This window comes from Streptomyces sp. NPDC012794, assembly GCF_042901085.1.
Classification (GTDB): domain Bacteria; phylum Actinomycetota; class Actinomycetes; order Streptomycetales; family Streptomycetaceae; genus Streptomyces.
The window spans coordinates 105,415-129,153 of sequence record NZ_JBIBCI010000011.1 but is presented as its reverse complement, the minus strand read 5'-3'; the positions used below and the strand labels follow the sequence as shown (position 1 = coordinate 129,153).

Sequence of the window (23,739 nt, the reverse complement as noted above, 5' to 3'; positions counted from 1 at the left end):
GCGGGCGGGTCAGTGGTTCTCGGTGGGCTCCAAGTCGCGCGGGATCAGCGCCCAGGTCGTGGCCGCGGCGGCGACGGCCAGGGCTCCGGCCATCAGGAAGGCCGGGGTGATCGCCAGGGTGTAGGCGTGCGAGGCGGTCTCCAGGAGGGCCTGACCGACGGCGCCGCCGAGCCGTTCGGCGGTGTGCGCCGCCTCGCCGACCGAGTCCCGTACGGCGCTCGCGGCCGGGCCGTCCAGGTCGAGCACCGGCAGGTTGCCCCGGTAGAGGGCGGCGGCCGTGCTGCCGAGGATGGCGACGCCCATCGCGGAGCCCAGTTCGTAGCAGGTCTCCTCGATGGCGGCCGCGCTGGAGACCTGGTCGGCGGGCGCGGCGGAGACCAGGGTCACGGAGGCAACGGTGGTCGCGATGCCGGCGCCCAGCCCCATCACGGTCAGCCCCGCCGCGAAGGCCGGATATCCGGGCTCGGTGAACCGCTGCACGGTCCAGGGCATCGCCATTCCGGCCGCGAGGACCACCAGCCCGGCGCCCAGGACGTGCCGGATCGGGTAGCGGTGCATCAGCGCCGGAGCCACCAGCGAGGCGCAGATCAGCGCCAGCGGGGCGGGCAGCAGGCGCAGCCCGGCCTCCAGCGGGGTGTAGCCCTGGCCGTACTGGAACCACTGGGTGACGAGGAAGAGGATCGCGCCCATGCCGACCATCGGCAGGAAGATCGCGGTGGCCGCGACGCTGAAGGCGGGCCTGGTGAACAGCCGCACCTGGAGCAGCGGCTCGTCCAGACGCAGCTGGCGGCGGACGAACACGGTGAGCGCGAGGGCGGCGACGGCGAGCAGGACCCAGGGCAGCGGGTCGGCGACGCCGCTCTTGCCGAGCTGCTTGATGCCGCCCGCGAGGGCGAGCATGCCGACGATCGACTGGCCGACGCCCCACCAGTCCCACCGGCCGGTGCCGCGCGGGGCGCGCGATTCGGGCAGGTAGCGCAGGCCCACCGCGACGATGAGGGCGGCGACAGGGAGGTTGAGGAGGAAGGCTGAGTGCCAGCCGTGGTCCTGGACGAGGAGCCCGCCGACGACGGGGCCGAAGGCCATGCCGCCGCCGAACACGGCGGCCCAGACGGCGAGGGCGAAAGCGCGCTCCTTGGCGTCGGTGAAGACGCTGCGCAGGATCGACAGGGTGGCCGGCATGATCGCCGCGCCGCCGACGCCGAGGAGAGCGCGGGCGGCGATCACGTGCCAGGCCTCGGTGGAGAACACGGCGATCAGCGAGGCGGCGGAGAAGATGCCGAAGCCCGCCATGAGCAGCCGCTTGCGGCCCCAGCGGTCGCCCAGGGCCCCGGCGGTGACCAGCAGCCCGGACAGGGCGAGGGCGTAGACGTCGATGATCCACAGCTGTTGCACGGCGCCGGGCCTGAGGTCCGCGACGAGCGAGGGGAAGGCCACGTTGAGGATCGTGGTGTCCATCGAGATGAGCAGGAGGCTGCCGGAGAGGATCGCGAGGACGATCCAGCGGCGCGGGTCCTGCGTGGGGGTGTGCATGGAGTTCCGTTCGGGGTAGCGCACGGGAGGTAGCCGCCCGGCGGCGCCGACGGTGGCCTCGGGGAGGCCGGCGGCGTCGAGCACTTCTTCTCCGGGCACCATGATGAGCCTCCTTCGCCTCGAATGATACAAATCTGTCTCACTGGACGCAAGAATGACTCACCTGTGGGCCCGGGTGTGCCTTCACCGCCTATTGAACATGGGAACCGTTGTCATATACTGAGGTCATGGCTCGCGATGACATACGCCCGATCGTCAAGCTCCGCTCCACCGCGGGGACCGGCTACACCTACGTCACCCGCAAGAACCGGCGCAACGACCCCGACCGGATGGTGCTGCGCAAGTTCGACCCGGTGCTGCGCCGGCACGTCGACTTCCGAGAAGAACGCTGACCCCCTGACCCCGCGCGCCCTCGCCGGCGCCGATTCGCGACGGACCGGGTTTCACCGCCCCGCCGCAGGGCACAAGCCCACTGCCGCCCCGCGCATTCGCGGGGCGGACCAGTTTCCGGGGGAACCCGTGCTCAGCCCTCGCCCGAGGTGCGGGCGCGTGCTCCGGAGCGGGTACGGGCCGCACTGGGGGCGCGCTCCGGGTGGCGGCGCACGTACTCCTCCTCCAGCTCCTTGAGCCTTTGGGTGTGCGTGGCCAGCGCGTCGTCAGAGCCGTGCAGCAAGGTCTCGTGGCGCGTGCGGTGGATGGTCTCCAGCTCCTTGAGCAGTCGGCCGTCCTCCAGATCCCGCGCGGACGCACCTGCGGCGTGCTGCTCCGCCATGGCAACCACCTCCACGTCCTACGGTAAACGGGTCGGGTCCGATCAGCCGTCCGGGCCGCACCCCGGCTCCCGCACGCCCGGCCGAGCTCCGCCGGCCGCCGCGGCGGGCCTCCCCCTGGCGCCCGAACGGCGGTCCTCGCGGTGCGCGGGCCGGCCGGTGCCGGGAGGGTGACGGCATGGGCGACTGGTGGTACCGCAACATCCTGGAGCCGGGGAAACTGCCGCTGCTCCTGGCGTTGTCGGCGTTCGTCGTCACCTTCGCGGTGACCCGCGTCATCACGCGGCTGATCCGGGCCGGGAAGGGCCCCTTCCGCAATATCGCGCCGGGCGGTCTGCACGTGCACCACTGCGTCCCCGGGGTGGTCCTGATGACCGTCGGCGGGTTCACCGCGATCGCCGGTGGCCGGACGGGGTGGGGCTCCTGGGTGGCGGCCGTGCTGTTCGGGACGGGCACGGGCCTGGTCCTGGACGAGTTCGCCCTGATCCTGCACCTGAGCGACGTCTACTGGAGCAAGGAGGGCACCCTCAGCGTCGAGGCCGTGATCATGACGTCGGCCCTGGCGGGACTGCTGCTGTGCGGGTTCCTGCCGCTGGGCGTCGACGGCCTGACCGAGGACCAGCAGACGAACCGTCTGCTCCTCGGGGCCACGGTGCTGTTCAACCTGCTGCTGGCCGCCGTGGCACTGCTCAAGGGCAAACCGCGCCTCGCGATGCTCGGGGCGATCGTGCCGCTCATCGCCCTGATCGCCGCGGTACGGCTGGCCCGGCCCGCGTCACCGTGGGCGCGCCGCTTCTACGTCCACCGGCCCGGGGCCCGGGCCCGGACCGTCAAGCGGGCGTACCGGCACGACCGGCGCTGGAGCGGACTCCAGCGCCGGATCGACAACCTGATCGGGGGCACCCCCACCCCTTAGATCCGGGAACCGGGCGCCCGGTTCACCGTCCGCGGAGTCCGGCGGGTCAGGCGGTGGCGGTGGCGGGCGTTCCGTCGAGCTCCCACGCGTGGCGTTTGAACTCCCGGCGGAAGTCGGCGTGGTCCTCCCACTGGCGGGCGATGCCGCGCAGCACGTCCCAGTGGTGCTCCACCGACTGGTCGATCACCTTGCGCAGCAGCGGATCGGCCGTCGCGCGGGTCTCGATGAGCCCCTTGACCGCGGAGGCCTCCAGCACGCTGTTGCGCAGCGCGCGCAGGGCCCGGGAGGTGTCGTCCATCGCGAAGCCGCGCTCGCTTCCCGTCTCCGCGTCGAACAACGGGGTCAGCCGGGCCTCGATGAACGCGGTGATCCGCTCGAAGTGCTGCACGTCCATCAGGTTCTCCCGCTCCCGCCGGTCGGCGCGCGGGGCGCGACACGGCTCATCGATGCTGCTGCTCACAGGTGTGCTGAGGGCAGGATACGAGGTCACCGCGGACGGCCCGGGCGGGAGGGCGCCGGGGGCTTCGCTCCGGGGAGCGGCGCGGTCGTCAGGGGCTGAGGGGGGCGGGCGGGGTGACGGCCAGGACGGGCGGGGCCGGGGAGGTCCAGCGGTGGCCGCAGGGGTCGAAGAGCAGGTCGACCGGTTCGCCCGGGCGCTGGCGCCAGGAGATCCGTTCCGGCGCGACCGCGCACCGCGGGCAGACGGGCAGCGGGGACGCCGGCGGGGCGGGGCGGGGACCGGTCCGGCACTCGGACGCCGCGGCGAGTACCGGCGGCGCGGTGTGCGGATCACGCATGGGGGCTCCCTGGTCCGGCGGTTGTGCTCCTGGCACTGTGCCATGCGCGGAGCTCCCCGCGCACCGGCGGATCATCCAGTGTTCCGGCTGGTCAGGCGTATGAGTCCAGGGGGTTCCGGTGTTCCCGCGGGCACCGGGTGATCAAGCGCCCCCGCGCTCGGGCTGGACCAGCCCCGTCTCGTAGGCGGCGATGACCGCCTGGGCCCGGTCGCGTACGCCCAGCTTGCCGAAGACGGCCGTGATGTGGTTCTTGACCGTGGAGACACTGATGTCCAGTTCCGCGGAGATGCCGGCGTTGTCCAGGCCGGTCGCGAGCAGCCGCCAGATCTCCAGCTCGCGCGGGGTGAGCCCGACGGGGGCCTCCGGGGCGGGCCGGGGCTCGCGCGGGGTGGTGCGTACGTAGGTGGAGAGCAGCCGGGTCAGCAGCCTCGGAGCGACGGCGGCCTCCCCGGTGTGGACGGTGCGGACGGCGGCTATCAGCTCCTCCGGGGAGATGTCCTTGGGCAGGAAGCCGTAGGCACCGGCGCGCAGTGCGGCGACCACGTACTCGTCCATGTCGAAGGTGCTCAGGGCGAGCACCCGGGACTCGGGCCGGACCTCGGCCAGCCGTCCGGTGGCGGCGACGCCGTCGAGCACCGGCATCCGGATGTCCATGACCACCACGTCGGGGCGCAGCCGGTGGGCCAGGTCCACGGCTTCGGCCCCGTCGGCCGCCTCGCCGACCACCTCGATGTCCGGGTCGGGCCCCAGTATCAGGGCCAGGCCGCGCCGTACCAGCGGCTGGTCGTCGGCGATGAGCACGCGGATCATCGGTGGTGTTCCTCTCGTCGCGGGGGGAGCGGGGGTCAGGCGTGTCCGGGGTGCGGTGTCCCGTCGGGGGGTACCGGGAGGCGGGCCGCGACGCGGAAGCCGCCGTCGTCGCGGGGAGCGGCCTCCAGGGTGCCGCCGTGCAGGGCCACGCGTTCCCGCATGCCGATCAGGCCGTACCCGCCCTGCCGGGCCGGCCGGCCGGGCGTGCGCCGGGCGGCGCCGTCGCCGGGGCCCTCGTCGCAGACCTCCACGGCGACCTCGTCCGGCCGGTACGTCAGCCGCACCCGGGCCGGGGCGTTCCCCGCGTGCTTGCGGGCGTTGGTCAGGGCCTCCTGCACGACCCGGAACACGGTGAGGCCGACGGTGGGCGGCAGCGGGCGGGCGGGGCCGCTGACGGTGAACTCCGTGTCCATCCCGGCGAGCCGGGACTCGGTGACGATCCGCTCCAGGTCCGCGGCCCCGGGCTGCGGGGCGGGCGGGCCGGTCTCCGGTTCCTCCCCGGCCCGCAGGACGTCGAGCAGTTGCCGCATCTCGCCGAGGGCCATCCGGCCGGAGTCCTCCAGGATGACCAGCGCCTCGCGGGCGGCCCCGGGATCGTGGGCGAGGTTGGCGCGGGCGCCGCCGGCCATGAGCTGCATGGTGGTGATGTGGTGGGCGACGATGTCGTGCAGCTCGCGCGCGATGCGGCGGCGTTCATCGGCCACCGCCCGCTCGGCGAGCAGGATCCGCCTGGCCTCGGTCTCCCGCTGCCACCGCTTGGCCATGAGCCCCGTGGTGACGACGAGGAGGCTGGCGCCCGTGTTGGCGATGAGCCCGACGCCCGGGTCGAAGGGCAGGCCGCCTTGCCCGAGGCTGGTGAGGGGGGCCGTCGCGAGGGCGGCGCACACCACCACGGAGGGCCGGCAGGCCACGGCGACCGAGTACAGGGCGATGGCCGGGGTGAGGCCGAAGTGCGGGGACACCGAGGCCGTGAGGTTCACGGCCGCGCCGAGGAGCAGGACCGCCGCCAGGGTCACCGCCGGGTGACGGCGCCGGGCCAGCAGGGCCAGCGACGAGGCCACCACGAAGAACGCCGCGGTGACCTCCAGCGAGGCGTCCTCAAACTGGGTGTCGAAGGCGAAGCCCGTCAGGTCCACGGCCGCCGCGCCGACCGCCACCAGTGCGTCGTTGCGCGTCCACGTCAGCCCCTCGGCACGCGTGCCCATCCTTCGGCCCCTCCGCCACGGACTGCCGACGGGCCGTCCTCGTAGATCCATTCTCCCATCGGGCCGTCCCCGGGACACCGGCCCAGGGGACGGGGTGCAACCAGGACCCGGGTCCTGGTCACAGCGGTGTCCCGGACTCTGGTCCCGGCGGCGTTCTCCTTCTCCACCAGGACGTTTTCCCGTCCGGACGCTGATGTTCTGGGTACCGGCCGGACGCCCCGGCCGGTACCCGCACGCACCACCGGAGGAGAACAGTGATCCGCGCCCTGACGGGATGCTCGACGAGGAACCCATGGAAGGTGATCGCCCTCTGGGCGGTGCTGGGCATCGCGGTGGCGATCCTGGGCCAGGTGTTCGTCTTCCGCGCCACCCAGCCCGGCAACGACGGCTTCCTGCCCGCCTCCTACGATTCGGCGGCCGCGCTGCGGATCGCCGAGGAGAGCTTCGGGGCCCGGCCGGACTCCGACCCGCTGACGGTCCTGGTGGCCCGTACGGACGGTGCGGCGCTCGCCGCGCCCGACGAGCGCCGGATCGAGGAGGTGTCGCGGCGACTGGCCCGCACGAAGGTCACCATGCCGAGGACGGAGGACGATCCGCCGTTCACGCAGGACCACTCCCAGGTCCCGCGCATCGGCGCCGGGATGACGGCCCCAGACCGGACCTTCCGGCTGCTGTCCGTGGAGCTGAAGGGCAATCCGGAGGACCCCGGGGTACAGGGCACCTACAAGGCGTTCCGCGAGCAGGCGCGGGCCGCGTTCCAGGAGGCGGGACTGCGGACGGGGTTCACGGGCGGCCTGGCCGCCACGGTGGACACCGCCGATGCCGAGAAGACCCGGTCGACGGTGGTCGGCGCGGTGGTGACGGGGCTGATCGTGCTGCTCCACGTCCTGGTGTTCCGCAGTGTGTTCGCGGCGCTGCTGCCCCTGGTCTCGGTGGCCGTCATCGGCGGTGCCGCGGTCGGGGCGGTGGTCATGGCGTCGATGGCGAGCGGAATCCGGCTGGCGCCCTCCACTCCCGGCCTGATCAACGTGGTGCTCATGGGCATCGGGATCGACTACTTCCTCTTCCTGCTGTTCCGCTTCCGTGAGCAGCTGAGGCGCCACCCGGCGCAGAGCGGGCGCGCCGCGGCCGCGGAGGTCGCGGGCCGGGTGGGCACGGCCGTTACTTCGGCGGCCCTGACGATCGTGGCCGCGTTCGCCACCCTCGGGATCGCCTCCTTCGGCCAGTTCCGGGTGCTGGGACCGGCGATCGCGGTGTCGGTGCTGGTGATGCTGCTGGGCAGCCTCACGCTGATGCCGGCGCTGCTGGCCGTGACCGGCCGGAGGATGTTCTGGCCCTCGAAGGCCCTGCGGCGCGAGCCCCGTGAGGGTGTGGCGGGCGCGCTCGGCCGGCTGACCGCCCGGCGTCCGGTGGCGCTGGTCCTCGCGTCGCTGGTGCTGCTCGGCGCCCTGACGGCGGGTCTGGCCGGCATCCGCATGGACTACGGGTCCGGCGCGGACGGCGAGCGGACCGCCGCGGTGGAGACGGCCGCGGAGATCTCCCGCGCCCTGCCCGCCGGTGTCTCGGACCCGGCGAGCGTGCTCGTCGCCGCGAAGGACGGGGCTCCGCTCGGCCCGGAACGCGTGGCCGGGCTGGCCGGGGCATTGGCCAAGGTCCCCGGGGTGGGCGGGGTCGCCCCGACGGTGGTGAGCGAGGACGGGAAGGCGGCCCGGATCGATCTGCTGCTGACCGTGGATTCCGGCGGGCAGCAGGCCCGCGACCTGGTCTCCGGGCCGGTGCGGGACACCATCCGGGTGCACCTGCCGGCCGGGACCGAGGCCCATGTCGGCGGTACGGCTTCGGTGTTCGCGGACATAGCGGTCGCCGTCGACGAAGACCTGAAGGTCATCTTCCCGGTGGCGGCGGTGCTGATCGCGGTGATCCTGCTGGTGCTGCTGCGGAGCCTGCTCGCGCCGGTGGTGCTGATGATCGCCGTCGGGCTGGGCTTCGCGGCCACCCTGGGGGCGTCGGCGCTGGTCTTCCAGCACGGACTGGGGCGGCCGGGCGTGGACTTCACGCTGCCGCTGGTGCTGTTCCTGTTCGTGGTGGCGCTGGGCACCGACTACAACATCCTGATCAGCGACCGGCTGCGGGAGGAGATGGAACGGCCCGGACCGGCCCGCGCGGCGGTGGCCCGCGCCGTACGGCACACCGCGCCGGCGATCGCGACGGCCGGACTGGTGCTCGCCGCGTCCTTCGGCAGCCTCGCCGTGAGCCCGCACGCCGGGACCCAGCAGACGGGCTTCGCGACGGCGGTCGGGATCCTGCTGTCCGCCTTCGTCCTGTCCGTCGTCCTGGTGCCCGCGCTGGCCGCGCTGCTGGGCCGCTCCCTGTGGTGGCCGGTGCGGCCGCGGGTGCGGGGCGGGGAGGGGCACCGGGCGGCCCGGCCCGAGACCGAGCGGGTGCCGGTGGGCTGAGCCGCGTACGCGAAGGCCGGGGCGCCCGGGACCGCTGGGGGTCCCGGGCGCCGCGGCCCGGCCGTGTCAGACGAGCCCCGCCACCTCCGGGTGGCCGGTCAGCCAGGCGCGGACGGCCTGTTGTTCCTTGCCCTTGCCCATCTCCTGGATCTTCGCCTCCAGGCTGGTGAGCTGGGCCTCGTTCAGCTTGAAGGAACGCAGCCAGGCGGCGATCTCCGGCTCGTCGGCGGCGAAGCCCTTGCGGGCGAGGGTGTGGATGCCGTCGCCGCGGCCCCAGACGCCCTTCGGGTCGGCCAGCTTGGTCAGCCCGTAGGTGGAGTACGCCCAGTGCGGGGACCACAGCACGCTCACCACCGGCTCCTTCTTGGCGTAGGCCCGCTGGAGTTCGGCGAGCATGCCCGGGGTGGAGCCGTCGACGACCTGGTACTCCCCTTCGAGGCCGTACTCCTTGAGGACCTTGTCCTTCAGTACGGACATGGCGCCCGCGCTCGGTTCGATGCCGATGATCCGGCCCTTGAACCGTGCCCCCTTGCCCTTGAGGTCCTCCAGGGAGCGCACGTCCTCGACGTACGAGGGGACCGACAGTTCGATGGAGGTGGGCCCGTACCAGGCACCCAGGTCGTCCAGCCGGTTCCCGTACTTCTCCCAGTACTGGGCCTGGGTGACGGGCAGCCAGGCGTCGGTCTGGAAGTCGACCTGGCCCCCGGCGAGTCCGGTGAACAGCGCGCCCAGTTCCAGCTGCCGGGCGTCCACCCGGAAGCCGCGGCGTTCCAGCAGCTCCTTCCACAGGAAGGTGGAGGCGGTGCCCTCGTCCCAGGGGATGTAGCCGATGCTGATCTCGCGGCCCTTGCCGGTGTTCTCGGCGCCGGTCGCGGCCGCCGGCGCCGTGGAGCCGCCGAAGGTGCTCAGTCCGCCCGCGACGAGGGCGAGGACGACGGCCGCGGTGACGGCGTACGCGGGCTGGGGGCGGTGGCGCCACAGCCGGGCCGCGCCGCTCGCGGCGGACCTGGCCAGGGCCTGGGCGCGGCGGCCGACCGGGGAGACCTGCCGGCCGAGGGCCCCCGTCATGCGGTCCAGGTACATGGCGAGGACGACGATGGACAGACCGGCCTCGAAGCCGAGGCCGATGTCGACGCTGCCGATGGCCCGGTAGACGGCGCCGCCGAGGCCGCCGCCGCCGACCATGCCCGCGATCACGACCATGGACAGGCCGAGCATGATGACCTGGTTGACGCCCGCCATGATCGTGGGCAGGGCGAGGGGCAGCTGGACGCGTACGAGGGTGTCACGCGGGGTGGTGCCGAAGGCGTCGGCGGCCTCGACCAGTTCGGCGTCGACCTGGCGGATGCCGAGCTCGGTCATCCGTACGCCGGGCGGCAGCGAGAAGACGATCGTGGCGATGATCCCGGGGACCACGCCCACGCCGAAGAAGATGATGCCGGGAATGAGGTAGACCATGGCGGGCATGGTCTGCATGAAGTCCAGCAGGGGCCGCAGGGCGGCGCTGACCTTGTCGGAGCGCGCGGCCCAGACGCCCAGCGGGAGGGCGAACACCAGCGTGACGAGGGTGGCGACCAGGACCAGGGACAGGGTGGACATGGCCTCGTCCCACAGGGCGACGGAGTCCACGAGCGCGAAGGCACCGAAGGCCAGGAGGCCCGCGAGCAGACCGCGCAGCCACCAGGCGGCGAGGGCGAGGAGGCCGGCGAAGAGCAGCGGTGCGGGGGCGGACAGGACGGCGTCGATGCCGTCGTAGAGGCCGCCGACCAGGGCGCTGACCGTGTCGAAGAGCCAGGACAGGTGGCGCTGGAGGAAGCCGACCGCGCTGTCGGCCCAGGCTCCGAGGTGCAGGCGGGGCATCAGGCGGCCACCTCCGCGCAGGCCATCGGAGGCCGTTGCTCGTCACCGATGAAGGCGACGAGCCGGTCCTTGGGCACGGAGCCGACGACGGCGCCGTCCGCGCCGGTGACGGCGACGGGGTGGGGGACGCGGGCGCTCACGGAGCAGAGGTCGGCGAGCGGGGTGTCGGCGCTGACGGTGGGGCAGGCGCAGGCGTGCTCGGTCCCGGTGGGCTCGTCCATCACGGCGTCGGCGGTGAGGACGCGGGAGCGGTCCACGTCCTGGACGAAGGAGGCGACGTAGCGGTCGGCCGGGCGGGTCAGGATGTCCTCGGCGGTGCCCTGCTGGACGATGCGGCCGTCGCGCATGACGGCGACCCGGTCACCGAGGCGCATGGCCTCGTTGAGGTCGTGGGTGATGAAGACGATGGTCTTCTTCAGGGTCCGCTGGAGTTCGAGGAGCTGGTCCTGCATGTCGCGCCGGATGAGCGGGTCCAAGGCGCTGAAGGACTCGTCCATCAGGAGCAGGTCGGCGTCGGTGGCCAGGGCGCGGGCGAGGCCGACGCGCTGCTGCATGCCGCCGGAGAGCTCGTCGGGCCAGGACTTCTCCCAGCCGCCGAGCCCGCACAGTGTCAGCGCCTCGGCGCCGCGCCGTTCACGCTCGGCCCGGGGGACGCCCTGGACCTCCAGGCCGTAGGCGGCGTTGGCCAGGACGTCGCGGTGCGGGAACAGCGCGAAGTGCTGGAAGACCATGGAGATCCTGGTGGAGCGTACGCGGCGCAGCTCGCGCGGGGTCAGTGCGGTGAGGTCCTGACCGTCGAAGAGGATGCGGCCGGAGGTCGGTTCGAGGAGTCCGTTGAGCATCCGCAGGAGGGTGGACTTGCCGGAGCCCGACAGGCCCATGACGACGAAGATCTCGCCGGGCTCGACCCGGAAGGAGGCGTCGATCACCGCTGCCGTGGTGCCGTCGGCGCGCAGCTCGTCACGGTCGGCGCCGGCTTCGAGCGCGCGGACCGCGGCCGCCTGGCGGTCGGGGCGTCTGGCGAACACCTTGTAGACGTGCTCGGCCTGGAGCGTGGACACATACACCTCGCGGGTCGTACCGGGGCCGGCCCGCCGCCGGGGGCGCGGGCCGGGGAGCGGGGCGGGATCGGCCCGCGCGGTCCGCGGCCCGGCCCAACGTCCGGAGCATGCGGTTCCGCTCCAGCGGCCCGCGTGCCCGGCCTTCGCTGCGGCAAACGGTGTAGTGATCCAACTCACGCCGGCCCGTCGCGCCCACGGGGCGCCGGCCTCAGCGGCTTCCGGGAACCGGCTCGGCGGCGGGGCCGGGGTCGGGGTCGGCCAGCATGGAGGTGCGCAGGTGGGTGAGGAGCCGGGTCAGGAGCCGGGAGACCTGCATCTGAGAGATACCGAGGGCGGCGCCGATCTGAGCCTGGGTCAGCTCCTCCCCGAAGCGCATCCGGAGCATGGTGCGTTCACGGTCGCTGAGCCGTTCGAGCAGGGGTGCCAGGGTTTGGATGTCCTCGACGAGCTCCAGGGCCGGCTCCTCCTCCCCCAGCACCTCGGCGAGGGTGTGGCCTTCGGCGGGGCCGTCGCCGTGCTCGGCGTGCGGGGCGTCGAGGGAGCCGCTGGTGTGTCCGTTGGCGGCGACCAGACCCTCTATGACCTGCTCCTCGGCGAGGTCGAGGTGTGCGGCGAGGTCGTGGACGGTGGGCGAGCGGTCGAGCCGGACCGTCAGCTCCTCCTTCGCCTTGGCGATGTCGATGCGCAGCTCCTGGAGCCGGCGCGGGACGTGGACGGCCCAGGCGGTGTCGCGGAAGTGACGCTTGATCTCGCCCGTGATGTACGGCATGGCGAGGGTGGCGAACTCGTTCTCGCGGGCCGGGTCGAACCGGTCGATGGCCTTGATCAGGCCGATGGTGCCGACCTGCACGAGGTCTTCGACGTCGCCGGCGGCGCCGTCGGCGCGGCCGCGGAAGCGGCGGACCGCGTACTGGACGAGCGAGGCGTTCATCTCGATCAGGGTGTTGCGGACGTACTGCCGCTCAGGAGTGCCCTCGGGGAGTTCGCGGAGCCGCGCGAAGAAGACCTTCGACAGCTCCCGCGCGTCCGCCGGGGCCACCTCCCTGGGCTCGTCGATCCGGGGCAGGCCGGCCTCGCGGGCCGCCGCACGGCCGCTGCGGGGGCCGGGCAGAAGGGGTCCGGCGGTGTCGGCCGCGGCGGGGGCGGCGAGAGGGAACTGATGGGCGGGTACCGGCATGGGGGTTCGCTCCTTGGGCTGGTCGGCTTGCGGCGCGGGACCGTGACTGCCCTCGACTCTGGACCGAATCCACTCACACGTCAAGAAATACCGGAAAAGCTTTTCGCGTCTTTCACGTCTTGTTTCACGGGAAACATGTGCCGCATCATGACGGGATGGGGAGCATGACACGCCGAGAGAACTGGACATTTCTCACAAATCACGCACGCGTCCTGGTGACCATCGCCCGGGATCCCGGAGCGCGGGTGAGGGACGTGGCCCTGGTGTGCGCACTCACCGAGCGCACGGTCCAGGCGATCGTGACCGACCTGGAGTCGGACGGCTACCTGCGCCGGGTACGGGACGGGCGGCGCAACCGCTACGAGATCTCGCCGGGCGCCATGTTCCGGCATCCCGCCGAGGCGGGTGTGCGGGTGGCCGGTCTCCTCTCCCTGCTCACCGGCGCACCCGCCGCCGAAGGCCCCGAAGCCGCCGAAGCGCGGCCGGTCCCGCAGAACCTGCCCGCCCCGGCCGCCGTGGAGTAGAGGACGCCCGACGGATCACTCGGATCACGTCCGGGCCCCCATCCGCCGGACACCCCTGGCCGGCGGTGGTGTGGGTCATGTCACCCGGCCCCGGGCCGGCGCCGGTCCGCCGTGTGGGTCATGTCACCCGGAACGCGATGGCCTCGGGCTCGCGGTGGAAGGTGAGCCGGTCCCAGCCGGCGAACGCCAGGTCCGTCACGGCGAGCAGCCGCCCGGAGCCGTCGTGCAGGGTGCGGCGTACGGACAGCCCGCAGGCCGGCGCGGCCGCGGGGTGGCTGGTGCGGGTCATCGTGATGGTCTCGGAGGTCCGGCCGCGCGCGGCGGCCCGCTCCAGCCAGCGGTGCAGCGGTCGCAGGTCCCCGTTCCGGACCTCGTCCGGCCCGTCGAGGTAGGGCGCGAGCTCCGGGGTGCGGGCGACGACGCGCGGGCAGAGGTACGTCACCGCGTGCCGCACCGCCTGCCCGGCCGGGCCGTACACGTGGTGGTGGTGGACCAGGGTGCTCTCGCCGCCGCTCATCCCGAGCAGCGCGGCCAGCGATGGCGGCACGGTGACCAGGGCGAGCCGGGTCCGGGTGACGGGGGCGCCCGCCCGCCGGGGCGGTGCCACGCGCGACCCGGCACGGGCGGCCGGGGCCGCGTACCCCGGACCGGGCGCCTCCCGGCGCGCCTCCGCGGCGGCGGCCCGGGTGCCCCGGCGCCCGGTGACGACCAGTCCGTCGGCGCGCAGCTCCTGGAGCGCGGCCCGGACGGTCTGCCGGTTGACCTCGTACCGGGCGGCCAGGGTGCGTTCGGAGGGCAGCCTGCCGCCGGAGGTCCGGGCGGCGCGGTCGAGTTCGTCCCGCAGCTGTGCGGCGATCCGCTGGTACTTGGGCATGGCGGCCGGGCGGCCGCCCCGCGAAGGGGAGGGCATGGCTTCTCCTCTGACGGGTGGTCAAGGACTGCGCGGTCTGCCCGGACAACCTAGCATTGGTCTATACCTTTCGGTACGGGAGTTCCGGCGGCCCCGCCACCTTGGCCGAATCCCACGCCCCGGCCCGTCCCCGCTCACGCACCCCGCAGGGGGTTGGGCAGCGCCAGGTAGCGCGCGTCGGCGCCGTCCGCCCGGGTCCAGCGCAGCAGCAGGTTCGTCTTGGCCGGAAGCGAGGGGGCCGTCAGGAGTCCGGCGATCTCCGGCAGGCCGTGCGCGGTGTCGTAGCGCACCAGCTCCTCGCGGACCGCGGGCCACACCGCGTCGGCCACCCCGGGGTGCCGCTCGGCCAGTGCTCCGCCCACCTCCGCGAGGTGGTTGACGACCAGGCAGTACACGAGCCGCTGCCAGGCGGCCTCGCGCGGCATGTCCTGAGGGAGTTTCACGCCCTCCGCGTCGCGGAAGAGGGCCTGCACCGGCACTCCCCGGCCGTCCACCGCTACCAGGCAGTTCTGGAGGTGGGCCTCCAGCACGATCCCGTGCCGGGCGAACAGGTCCAGGACGGGGGGCACGACATGGCGCAGGTACGCCCGCCACCAGCCGGCCGGGTCGGGCGCGGCGTCGAGCGGGCTCCCGGGGAATCCCTCGGCGAGCGCGGCGGCCAGCAGCGGTACCGCCCCGGCCGTCACGCCCGCGCGCAGCCCGTCGCGGACGAGGACGGCCAGCTCCTCGAAGGCGAAGGCGGCCGTGCGGTACCCGCGGTCGCTCAGCCACACCGCGGCCGATCCCGTCCGGCGGCGCAGATCGGCGAACCCCTCCTCGACGGCGGAGTCGGTGCGGCGCAGCTTCAGCAGGTCGTGGCGCCACAGCCGGCGCACGTCGTTGGTGATGCGGACGTCGAGGCTGAACTTGGCGAACAGGTCGGCCGCCGGATCCGGGGCGTAGACGGTCCGCACGGAGGCGGTGGGCCAGACCGGCAGCCGGGTCGGGCCGAGCCGCAGCAGGCGGCCGTCGGCGAAGGCCTCCTTTAGCTCCCGGCGGCCCGCGAGCAGCTCCAGCTGCCAGGGGTGCGCGGGCAACGCCCGGTAACCGGCGGGCGGGCGGGGGCCGTCGAGGATCCCGGCCAGCGCGTCGACCGCACCGGCGGCGGCCGGACCTCCCTCCTCGGCCACCTGGTCCTCGCGCAGCCCCAGCATCACCAGCGGGAAGCGGGCGTGCGCCTCGGGGGCGTACGGCAGCCAGCTCGCGGCGGGCGCGCCGCCCCTGGCCTTGGGAGCGGGGTGGTGCGGATGACCCGTCACCAGGGCCTGTTCGGACAGGACGTACGGGTCCCCGGGCGCCTCGGCGGCCGCCCGGGCGGCCAGCAGCGCGGCCACGGCCCCGCGGCTGTCGCCGATCTCGCCGGGGAGTTCGTCGTTCGGGACGCCGGTGTACCGGAGCAGTTCGTCGGAGGTGAGCTTGACCAGTTCCGCGTGGCTGAGCGGATGCCAGCCGTCCGCCGTGCGCAGCTCGGGGCCGGTCGGGCGGCGTCCGCCGCCGACGCGCAGCAGCCGGCCGCTCCCCCGCAGCCGGTGGACCCGCCCGCCCTCGGCTTCGCCCACCTCCCGGAGCAGGCAGTTCAGCAGCGGTGCGGCGCTGTAGGCGTCGGCGGCGGTGTTCAGGTCCACTGGTTCCATTCGGTCCGTCTCCGGTGTGCCGGGGGGTCGCGGGAGGGACCACCGGCGGTGATCTTCAGTATCCGCGATGATGACGTGATCATCGATGGACGGACTCGAAAGGACCGGACCCCTGGACCGCAGCAGGCACGTTCCCCCGCCCCACTCCGGGCACTCCCCCGCCACCGCGGCCGAGGAGGCCGTCGCGGTCGCACTGGCCGGCGTACGGCCCGGACTGGCAGCCGCGTACGAGGCCTCGCTGGACGGTGCGCGCGCCGCCGTGCTGACCCGGCTGTGGCGGGCACTGGCGTTCGAGCCGCTGCCGTGGGTGGTGGGCCGGGAGCACGGAGCGGACTCGCTCACGCTGCTGCTGGCCGGCGGCCGGCGGCTGGAGGGTCCGCCCGCCGACCCCTACGCGACCGACTCCCGGGTCGGCGAGGTGCGGCTGGACGGGCGGCCCTGCCGGCAGGCGGCGCGGCTGGTCCGGGCGCTGCGGGTGCCGCACGGCGCCGCCTTCGCCGCTGAACTGGACGACAGCACCGCCTCCCTGGCCCTGTCCCGGGCCGGGCGGCCGGACGGGGCGGAAGCCGGGCCGCGGGCCGGGTGGGAATGGGAGCAGCGGGTGGTGGACGGGCACCCCTACCACCCCAACTGCCGGTCCCGGCCGGGTTTCACGGTGGCCGAGCAGCTGGCGTACGCGCCGGAGCACCGGCCGCTGGTGGAGCTCGGGCTGGTCCCCGTACGGGCGGCGGAGTGCCTGGTGGCCGGGGAGTGGCCGGAGCACCTGCGCGACGGGGACCGGATCCTGGTGCCGGTGCACCCCTGGCAGGCCGAGCACGTCCTGAAGGGCGAGACGGTCCTTCCCGGGCCCGCGGCACATCCGCTGATGGCGTTGCGGACGCTCGCCCCGGCGGCGGGCGGCCCCCATGTGAAGACGGCGCTGAGCACGCGGCTGACCTCCTCCGTCCGCGACATCTCCGCGTACTCGGTGGAGACGGCCGCCGTGCTCTCGGCCTTCGCCCACGCGCTGACCGAGCGGCTCGACGGCCGCCTGCACATCACCCGGACGCTGGGCGCGGCCACCGCCTACAGCCCGGATCTGGCCGCGGTGCTCCGCGAGCCCCCGGAGGCGTACGCGCGGCCCGGCGAGCGGGTCGTCCCGGTGGCGGCGCTGGCGGACACGGAGCTGGGGCGGTCACCCGCCTGGCGGGCGGCGTTCGCCCGGCTCGCGCTGTCGGTGTGCCTGCGGGTGCTGGACCTCGGGGTGGCGCTGGAGGCCCACGGGCAGAACCTGCTGGTGGTGCTGGCGCCCGACGGGAGCCCGCTGCGGCTGGTCTACCGCGACCTGGCCGACATCCGGATCAGCCCGGCCCGTCTCGCCCGGCACGGCCTGCCGGTGCCGGCCCTCTCGGGGCGGCTCGTGACGGACGACGAGACGGTGCTGCGGCGCAAGCTCTTCGGCTCCCTGGTGGCCGGGGCGCTCGCCTCGACGGCGGGCTCGGCCGGGGCGTTCGCGGAGTGCCTCGCGGCCGGGCTCGACGGCCTGGCGCCCACCGCCGACTCGGCGGCGCTGCGGAGCGGGCCGCTGCCGGTGAAGGCGCTCACGCTGATGCGGCTGAGTCCGGGGGTGCCGGGCGACCAGTGGGCCGAACTGCCCCTGCCGTCGGCCGGGGGCCGGGGTAGGCGGCCGGAGGCGGCTGGGGGCTGACGGAGGCCGGCCGGAGGAGGGGGTGAGCGGGGCGGCCGGGCGGGCTACTGTTCAGGGGCATGACACAGACCTCGCGCCTCAGTGCCGTCCGGGCGTCGTACGACGCCGTCGCGGTCGACCACGCCCGGCTGCTGGGCGACGCCCTGGACGCCCGGCCCCTGGACCGGGCCCTGCTCAACGCCTTCGCCGAGTGCGTGCGCGGCGGGGCCGTCGCCGACCTGGGCTGCGGTACGGGCCGCGTAACGGCGTACCTGGACGGCCTCGGCGTACGGGCCTTCGGCGTCGACCTCTCCCCCGCGATGGTGGCGGTGGCCCGGCGCAGCTATCCGGGTCTGCGCTTCGACGTGGGCCGGATGGCAGGGCTGGACATGGCCGACGGGGTGCTGGGCGGGGTCCTGGCCTGGTACTCCACCGTGCACACTCCGCCGGACGAACTGCCTGCCCTGTTCGCGGAGTTCGCCCGGGTACTGGCGCCCGGGGGCCATGCGCTCGTCGCGTTCGAGGCCGGGGACGAGCGGCGCCGGCTGGAGCACGCCTACGGGCATCCGGTCGACCTCGAGGTGTACGGCACCCCACCGGATCTGGTCGCCTCGCTGCTGGCCGGGGCGGGGCTGGCGGAAGTCGCCCGGATGGTACGGGAACCGGACGCCGGGGAGCACGGCCCGCAGGGGTTCCTGCTGGCCCGCCGGGAGCGGGACGCCTGAGGCGGACACCGGGGCCGGGGCGCCGGGGGCCGCGCACCGGGCCGGCCGGGGCGGCGTGGCGCGGGCCGGGCCGACCGGGCGGAGGCGGCCGCATCGGCGACGCGACGCCCGACGCGGGGGTCGGCCGGGCACGACCTCGCGCGGGGGGGGGGGGGGGGGGGGGGGGGGGGGGGCCCGCGGGGGGGGGGGGGGGGGGCCCCCCCCCCGCCCCCCCCCCCCCCCGCGAGGGGGGCCGGGCGGACATCGCGGAGGTGCAGCACCGCTGCGTCCGCCCGGGCCTGCGGGGAGGGGTCAGCTCTGCCAGCCGGTCCAGGTGCCGCTGGTCAGGCGGTGGCGGTACCAGCGGTCGCCGTCCATGCCCACGACGGAGATCGTGGGGGTCCAGGTGTTGTTGCCCTCGATCCGGACGCCGCTGCGGGCCTTGCCGCTCAGCGACTGCCAGCTGGACCAATCGCCGTTCGTGTAGTTGTAGCGGGTCCACACCGCGAAGTCGGAGCCGACGATGAAGACCTGGCGCTGACCGTTCGGGAAGGTCTGCCAGGCCTCCCCGTACTCGCAGATGTAGTCGCCGCCGAGGCCGGGCACGTGACAGTACGCGGCCGCCGCCGAGGGGGCCCGGTCCTGCGCCGGGGCGGCCGAGGCCACACCGGTCAGGGCCACGCCGGCCAGGGCGAGGGTGGAGGCCGTCAGGGCCGAGGCGCGGACGATGGATAAAGCCATGAAGTGACTCCCTGTTCCCGCTGGTCTTCTGAGGTTGCCGGCCGGTCCGCCCGGGGACCCGTCCCCCACGGGGCCGGGAGGGCGGGACCGTCGTGCGGACCGCCGGCGGACAAGAGACTTCCAGCGGCCGCCAACGCGCTCCTAACGCCCGGCTAACGGGGTTTCGCCGATCCTTGCGCCACGAGGCCCTTCCGGGTGCCCGCCGGCGCGTCGCCGCAGGTGCGCGCGGTGCGGGGCGGCATTGGCGGGCCGGGAGCGATTGGCCGGGATCCCCCTCATGGGCCGAAATGCGGAGCCATATGCTCGGGTGGGGGAAAACGGATGGAAGGGGCATGCATGGAGTTCCGCGTGCTGGGGACGGTCACCTTGGTGGCGGAGTGCGGAAGGCCCGTGCAGCTGGGGCCCGCCAAGCGGCGGAGCCTGCTGGCGATGCTCCTGCTGCGGCCCAACGCGGCCGTCGGGGTGGACCGGCTGACGCGGGCGCTGTGGGACGAGGACCCTCCCCGGCACTCCCGAACGGTACTGCAGGGTCACGTCTCCCGGCTGCGCGCCCTGTTCGCCGAGCACGGGGCACCGGCACACGGTGTGGAACTCCTCACCCAGGGACCGGCGTACGCACTGCGGCTGCCCGAATCCCTGGTGGACGCCCACCGCTTCGAGCGGCTGCACCGGCTCGCCCGGGAACAGCGCGAACCGGCCCGGGCGGTACGGCTGCTGCGGGAGGCCCTCGCGCTGTGGGAGGGGCCCGCGCTCGGCGGGACCGTGGGCGGGCCGCTGCTGGAGGCCGCCGCGCACGGGCTGGACGAGATGCGGCTGACGGCCGTGGAGGAGCTGGCCGGGGCGCACGCGCTCCTCGGTGAGCACTCGGCCGCGGCGGCCATGCTGCGGGCGGAGGCCGTACTGCACCCGCTGCGGGAACCGCTGGTCGCGGCGCTGATGCTGGCGCTGGGCCGGTCCGGCCGGCAGTCGGACGCCCTGGACTGGTACCACCGCACGCGGGAGCTGCTCGCCGACCAGCTCGGTGTCGATCCCGGAGCGGTGCTCTCCGACGCGTACACCACTCTGCTCCGGGCCGACGCACCCGCGCGGGCCGTCCCCGCACCCGTACCGGCTGCCGCCGTACCCACCGCCGCCGTCCGACTGCCCGCCACCCCCTCCCCGGCCGCCTGGGGGCCTGACGGGGAACCCGGAGAGCCGGACGGGGAACCCGCCGGGCCGGGCTCGGGATCGGCCGCACCGGACGGCGGATCGGCCGAGCCGGACGGGGGATCCGCCGAGCCGGACGGGGGATCCGCCGAGCCGGACGGGGGATCCGCCGCACCGGGCGCGGGATCCGCCGAGCCGGCCCCGCCCGCACGCACGCCCGCGGTACCCCAGCTCCTCCCGCGCCGCCCCGGCGGCTTCACGGGCCGTACCGCCGAACTGACGGCGCTCGACCGGGCCACCGCCGCCCACCCCGACGCCGTCGTCATGCTCACCGGCAGCGCCGGCGTCGGGAAGACCGCGCTCGCCCTGCACTGGGCGCACCGGCGGCGCGCGGACTTCCCCGACGGCCGGCTCTTCGCCGACCTCCACGGTTACAGCCCCGTCCCGGCCCGGGACACCACCTCCGTGCTGCGCGAGTTCCTGCTCGCGCTCGGCGTCCCGGCCGAGCGGATGCCGGACACCGCGCAGGCCCTCGGCGCCCGCTACCGGGAGCTGACCTGCGGGCGCCGGATGCTGGTCGTGCTCGACAACGCCCGTGACTCCGCACAGGTGCGGCCCCTGCTGCCCGGCGGCGAGGGCTGCGCCACCCTGGTCACCAGCCGCAGCCGGCTCGGGGAACTGGTGGTCTCCGACGCCGCCCGCCCCGTACCGGTGCGCGAACTGCCCGCCGCGCAGTCCACGGAGCTGCTCGCCGCCGTCCTGGGCCCGGACCTGGTCGCGGCCGAGCCGGAGGCCGCGGCGCGCCTGGCCGGGCTGTGCGACGGCCTGCCGCTGGCCCTGCGCGTGGCCGCCGCCCGGCTCGCCACCCGCCCGCACCAGGGCCTCGCCGCCTTCGCCGGTGAACTCGCCGACGAGCACAGCCGGCTGGACCTGCTGAACGTGGGGAACACCGGCGTCGCCGCCGCGCTGGGCCTCACGGTGCAGCACCTGCCGGAGCCCGCCCGGCGGATGTTCCACCACCTCGGACCGCATACCGGCGCCACGCTCGACCTCCGCACGGCCGCCGCGCTCGCCGGCTGCCTGCCCAGCCAGGCCGCCGCCGCCCTGGACCAGCTGGCTGCCGCCCAGCTGGTCGTGGAGGCGGGCCCGCAGTCGTACGTACTGCACGACCTGGTGCGGCTCTACGCCCGCAGCCTGTCGCCGGGTTACGACCCGGAGGCGCTGCTGCGGCTGCTCGACCACTGGCTGCGCACCCTCCTCGCGGCCTGCGCCGCCGCCGAGCCGGGCAGCGAGCCCTGCTGTGCCCTGCCCGCGGGGGTCCGGCGGGCCGCACCGGTGCGGCCGTTCGCCGGCCGCGCGGACGCCCTGGCCTGGTTCGCCGCCGAACGGGACGCGCTGCGCGGCGCGGTGGAGTCGGCCGTCGCCGCCGGGCTGCACGACCGCGCCTGGCGGCTGGTGCTGCTCCAGTGGCCGCTGATCGTGTGGCAGGTCCGCGACGGCTGGGTGCCCCTGCTGGAACGGGCGCTGGTCTGCGCCGAGGCCGACGGCGACCCCGGTGCCCAGTCGCGGACCCGGGCGCTGCTGGGCTGGGTGCTGTCCGAGGAAGGGCGGCCGCAGGAGGCCCTCGCGCAGCTCGAACGGGCGCCCGGGCTGGCCGCCCTGGCGGGTGACACGGCCGGGGAGGCCATCGCCCGGATCAACCTCGCCGTCGCGCTCACCCGGACGGGCGAACGCGCCCGGCCCGGGGAGCTGCTGTCCTCGGCCCTCCGCCTGGCGGAACGGGCGGGCCGCACCGACACGGTCGCCCTGGCCCACCAGCACCTGACGGAGCACCTGCTGACCGTGGGCGCGCCCGAGGCGGCCGCCGATCACGCGGTTCGCGGCCTGGCCCTGGCCGCCCCGCCCGCGGCGGCGCCACGGCGGGTGGTGCTGCGCACCCTGTACGGCGAGGCGCTCGCCGCGACGGGCCGCAGGGTCGAGGCGGTACGCCAGCTCGGCGACGCGGCCCGGGAGGCGCGGGCCCACGCGTACGAGGAGGGCGAGAGCGCGGCCCGCGCCGCGCTGGAGGCCCTGGCGGAACGCTGAGCCGGAGCGCGGCGGCCGGGCCCCGCCGTCCCGCGCGGCCCTGGTCCGTTCGGGCGGGAAGCGGCGGCGGGCGGGCCCGCCTGCTCGGCGATCGGGCCCGGCGGTGGCAGGAAGGGGGGATGAGCCTTCCACGCCGCCGGGCCCTCGCGACCGCGGCCGCCGCCGTCCTCGCCGCCACCGGGGCGAGCGCGCGGACGGACGGGATACGGGACGGCGGGGCGCGGCGGGGCCCGCGTGCGGCGGCTGGGGCGGGCCCCGGCTTCGGGGCTCTGGGCCGCGCGATGGACGGGCGGCTGGTGCTTCCGGGGGACGCCGACTACGCCGAGGCCCGGCAGCTGTTCCAGCCCCGCTACGACGCCGTGGCGCCCGGCGCCGTGGCCTACCCCGCGCACGCCGGGGACGTGGCCGTGTGCCTGGACTTCGCGCGCCGCTCCGCCGCGGCGGTGGTGCCGCGCGGCGGCGGCCACGGCTACGCGGGGTGGTCCACGGTCGCCGGGGGGCTGGTGGTGGACACCGGGGCGATGGCCGCCGTGACGGTCGAGGGGGACGTGGTGCGGGTCGGTGCGGGGGCCCGGCTCGCCGAGGTGCACGCGGCCCTCGCCGCGCGCGGCCTCGGCGTCCCCGCCGGGCTGTGCCCCTCCGTCGGCATCGCCGGGCTCACCCTCGGCGGCGGGCTGGGGCTGGGTTCGCGGGCGTACGGGACCACCTCCGACCGGCTGTCGGGGGCCAGCGTGGTGACCCCGGACGGGGTGGTGCGCGAGGTCGGCGCCGACCGGGACCCCGACCTGTACTGGGCGCTGCGCGGGGGCGGGGGCGGGAACTTCGGCGTGGTCACCGAGTTCCGGCTGCGCACCCATCCGGTGGGTGACGCCGCGTTCGCCGAACTGCACTGGCCTGCCGGGGACTCCGCGGCTGTGGTAAGGGGCTGGCAGCGCTGGCTGGGCGCGCTGACGGACCCGTTCTGGAGCCAGGTGGAGTTCACCGTGAGGGCGGGCCGGGACGCCGCGCCCGCCGTCAGGGTGGTGTGCCTCGACGGGCGGGCGGAGCTCGAGCGGGAGCTGACCCGGCTGACCGGCCTGGTGGGCCCGGAGCCGCGGGACAGCTGGATTCGTGTACGCGGCTACGGGGACACCGTGCGGGCCATGGCCGGCTGCGCGGACCTCGCTGCCGCGGGGTGCAGGCTGCCGGGCCGGCTGCCCGGCCGGGATCCGCGGGGGCGCCTGGGCCGGGACTCGTACGCGGCCCGTTCCGACTTCTGGGGCGGTGCAGGGCTCCCGGAGGGCGCGCTGGCGGCGGTGCTGGACGCGGTCCGGCGCTACGGGCGGCAGGCTCCGGGGGGCGGCTTCGGAGTCGTCCAGTTCGACGGGGTGTGCGGCGGGGCCGTGAACCGGGTGCCCGCCGCCGGCACCGCCTTCGTCCACCGGGACAGCGCCTTCCTCGCCCAGTACCTCGCGTACTGGCCGGAGTCCGCGACGGCGGCCGAGGTCTCCCGGCACGAGGGCTGGCTCGACGGGCTGTGGCGGGATCTGCGCCCCTGGGCGGGCGGGCGCGCCTACCAGAACTACGCCGATCCGAAACTCGCCGACTGGCGCGAGGCCTACTACGGGTCCAACCTCCCCCGCCTGGAGGAGGTCAGGCGCGCCTACGACCCGGGCAGGCTGTTCCGTTTTCCCCAGGCTGTCTAGGGCAGTCACGACAGGAACGA

20 protein-coding genes are annotated in these 23,739 nt (G+C 75.1%); 8 read left to right on the top strand and 12 right to left on the bottom strand.

Features of this window, described 5'->3' with window-relative positions; all coding sequences use genetic code 11:
- Nucleotides 1–9 precede the first annotated feature (9 nt).
- Entirely contained in the window at nt 10–1,635 is a 1,626-nt protein-coding gene (locus ACFY7H_RS21595; protein WP_388940227.1) for an MFS transporter, read from the bottom strand.
- Nucleotides 1,636–1,760: 125 nt separating this feature from the next.
- Between ACFY7H_RS21595 and rpmG the strand changes: the two genes are divergently transcribed.
- Entirely contained in the window at nt 1,761–1,925 is a 165-nt protein-coding gene (rpmG, locus tag ACFY7H_RS21590; RefSeq protein WP_388940225.1) for a 50S ribosomal protein L33, read from the top strand.
- 131 nt (nt 1,926–2,056) lie between these two features.
- Here rpmG and ACFY7H_RS21585 read toward each other — a convergent pair whose 3' ends face one another.
- Nucleotides 2,057–2,305: a DUF6158 family protein gene (locus ACFY7H_RS21585; protein ID WP_388940223.1), complete on the bottom strand. Its 249-nt coding sequence runs from the start codon at nt 2,303–2,305 to the stop codon at nt 2,057–2,059.
- A gap of 176 nt (nt 2,306–2,481) precedes the next feature.
- Here ACFY7H_RS21585 and ACFY7H_RS21580 point away from each other — a divergent pair, with 176 nt between their 5' ends.
- The gene (locus tag ACFY7H_RS21580; RefSeq protein ID WP_388940222.1) at nt 2,482–3,219 is read left to right on the top strand and encodes a hypothetical protein; all 738 of its coding nucleotides are present in this window, start codon (nt 2,482–2,484) and stop codon (nt 3,217–3,219) included.
- Between the two features lie 46 nt (nt 3,220–3,265).
- Here ACFY7H_RS21580 and ACFY7H_RS21575 read toward each other — a convergent pair whose 3' ends face one another.
- From ACFY7H_RS21575 to ACFY7H_RS21560, 4 genes are all read right to left on the bottom strand, one after another.
- Nucleotides 3,266–3,679 carry a hypothetical protein gene (locus ACFY7H_RS21575; RefSeq protein WP_388940220.1) on the bottom strand — a complete coding sequence of 138 codons (414 nt, stop codon included), beginning with the start codon at nt 3,677–3,679 and terminating at the stop codon, nt 3,266–3,268.
- A gap of 88 nt (nt 3,680–3,767) precedes the next feature.
- Nucleotides 3,768–4,016 carry a hypothetical protein gene (locus tag ACFY7H_RS21570; RefSeq protein ID WP_388940218.1) on the bottom strand — a complete coding sequence of 83 codons (249 nt, stop codon included), beginning with the start codon at nt 4,014–4,016 and terminating at the stop codon, nt 3,768–3,770.
- A 141-nt stretch (nt 4,017–4,157) separates the two neighbouring features.
- Nucleotides 4,158–4,826 (bottom strand): response regulator, encoded by a 669-nt coding sequence (locus ACFY7H_RS21565; RefSeq protein WP_388940217.1) that lies wholly within the window; start codon nt 4,824–4,826, stop codon nt 4,158–4,160.
- Between the two features lie 35 nt (nt 4,827–4,861).
- Entirely contained in the window at nt 4,862–6,031 is a 1,170-nt protein-coding gene (locus ACFY7H_RS21560; RefSeq protein WP_388940215.1) for a sensor histidine kinase, read from the bottom strand.
- 299 nt (nt 6,032–6,330) lie between these two features.
- On the opposite strand from ACFY7H_RS21560, the gene ACFY7H_RS21555 reads away from it, so the two are divergent.
- Nucleotides 6,331–8,487, top strand: coding sequence for an MMPL family transporter (locus tag ACFY7H_RS21555; RefSeq protein WP_388940213.1), 2,157 nt, complete (start codon nt 6,331–6,333; stop codon nt 8,485–8,487).
- A gap of 66 nt (nt 8,488–8,553) precedes the next feature.
- Here ACFY7H_RS21555 and ACFY7H_RS21550 read toward each other — a convergent pair whose 3' ends face one another.
- The 3 genes from ACFY7H_RS21550 to ACFY7H_RS21540 form a co-directional block, all read right to left on the bottom strand.
- Entirely contained in the window at nt 8,554–10,347 is a 1,794-nt protein-coding gene (locus ACFY7H_RS21550) for an ABC transporter permease/substrate binding protein (protein ID WP_388940212.1), read from the bottom strand.
- Nucleotides 10,347–11,408, bottom strand: a complete 1,062-nt coding sequence (locus ACFY7H_RS21545) for a glycine betaine/L-proline ABC transporter ATP-binding protein (RefSeq protein ID WP_388940378.1) — start codon at nt 11,406–11,408, stop codon at nt 10,347–10,349. The genes ACFY7H_RS21550 and ACFY7H_RS21545 overlap by 1 nt, the downstream gene beginning before the upstream one ends.
- 208 nt (nt 11,409–11,616) lie before the next feature.
- Nucleotides 11,617–12,585 (bottom strand): SigB/SigF/SigG family RNA polymerase sigma factor, encoded by a 969-nt coding sequence (locus tag ACFY7H_RS21540; protein WP_388940210.1) that lies wholly within the window; start codon nt 12,583–12,585, stop codon nt 11,617–11,619.
- A 164-nt stretch (nt 12,586–12,749) separates the two neighbouring features.
- Here ACFY7H_RS21540 and ACFY7H_RS21535 point away from each other — a divergent pair, with 164 nt between their 5' ends.
- On the top strand, nt 12,750–13,109 hold the full coding sequence (locus tag ACFY7H_RS21535) for a MarR family transcriptional regulator (protein ID WP_388940208.1): 360 nt from the start codon (nt 12,750–12,752) through the stop codon (nt 13,107–13,109).
- Nucleotides 13,110–13,227: 118 nt separating this feature from the next.
- Here the strand turns inward: ACFY7H_RS21535 and ACFY7H_RS21530 are convergent, their stop codons facing one another.
- Nucleotides 13,228–14,019: a GntR family transcriptional regulator gene (locus ACFY7H_RS21530; protein WP_388940205.1), complete on the bottom strand. Its 792-nt coding sequence runs from the start codon at nt 14,017–14,019 to the stop codon at nt 13,228–13,230.
- A gap of 134 nt (nt 14,020–14,153) precedes the next feature.
- Nucleotides 14,154–15,692, bottom strand: a complete 1,539-nt coding sequence (locus ACFY7H_RS21525; RefSeq protein WP_388940203.1) for an IucA/IucC family protein — start codon at nt 15,690–15,692, stop codon at nt 14,154–14,156.
- Between the two features lie 85 nt (nt 15,693–15,777).
- Here ACFY7H_RS21525 and ACFY7H_RS21520 point away from each other — a divergent pair, with 85 nt between their 5' ends.
- Both ACFY7H_RS21520 and ACFY7H_RS21515 read left to right on the top strand, forming a co-directional pair.
- Nucleotides 15,778–17,379, top strand: coding sequence for an IucA/IucC family protein (locus ACFY7H_RS21520; protein ID WP_388940201.1), 1,602 nt, complete (start codon nt 15,778–15,780; stop codon nt 17,377–17,379).
- A 59-nt stretch (nt 17,380–17,438) separates the two neighbouring features.
- A complete protein-coding gene (locus ACFY7H_RS21515; RefSeq protein ID WP_388940199.1) occupies nt 17,439–18,083 on the top strand; it encodes a class I SAM-dependent methyltransferase in 645 nt (214 codons plus the stop codon).
- A gap of 291 nt (nt 18,084–18,374) precedes the next feature.
- Here ACFY7H_RS21515 and ACFY7H_RS21510 read toward each other — a convergent pair whose 3' ends face one another.
- Entirely contained in the window at nt 18,375–18,803 is a 429-nt protein-coding gene (locus ACFY7H_RS21510) for a hypothetical protein (protein WP_388940197.1), read from the bottom strand.
- Between the two features lie 336 nt (nt 18,804–19,139).
- Between ACFY7H_RS21510 and ACFY7H_RS21505 the strand changes: the two genes are divergently transcribed.
- Complete coding sequence (locus ACFY7H_RS21505) at nt 19,140–22,034, top strand: BTAD domain-containing putative transcriptional regulator (RefSeq protein ID WP_388940195.1); 2,895 nt, start codon at nt 19,140–19,142, stop codon at nt 22,032–22,034.
- Between the two features lie 119 nt (nt 22,035–22,153).
- Nucleotides 22,154–23,719 carry an FAD-binding oxidoreductase gene (locus ACFY7H_RS21500; RefSeq protein ID WP_388940193.1) on the top strand — a complete coding sequence of 522 codons (1,566 nt, stop codon included), beginning with the start codon at nt 22,154–22,156 and terminating at the stop codon, nt 23,717–23,719.
- The last annotated feature ends 20 nt before the right edge of the window (nt 23,720–23,739 follow it).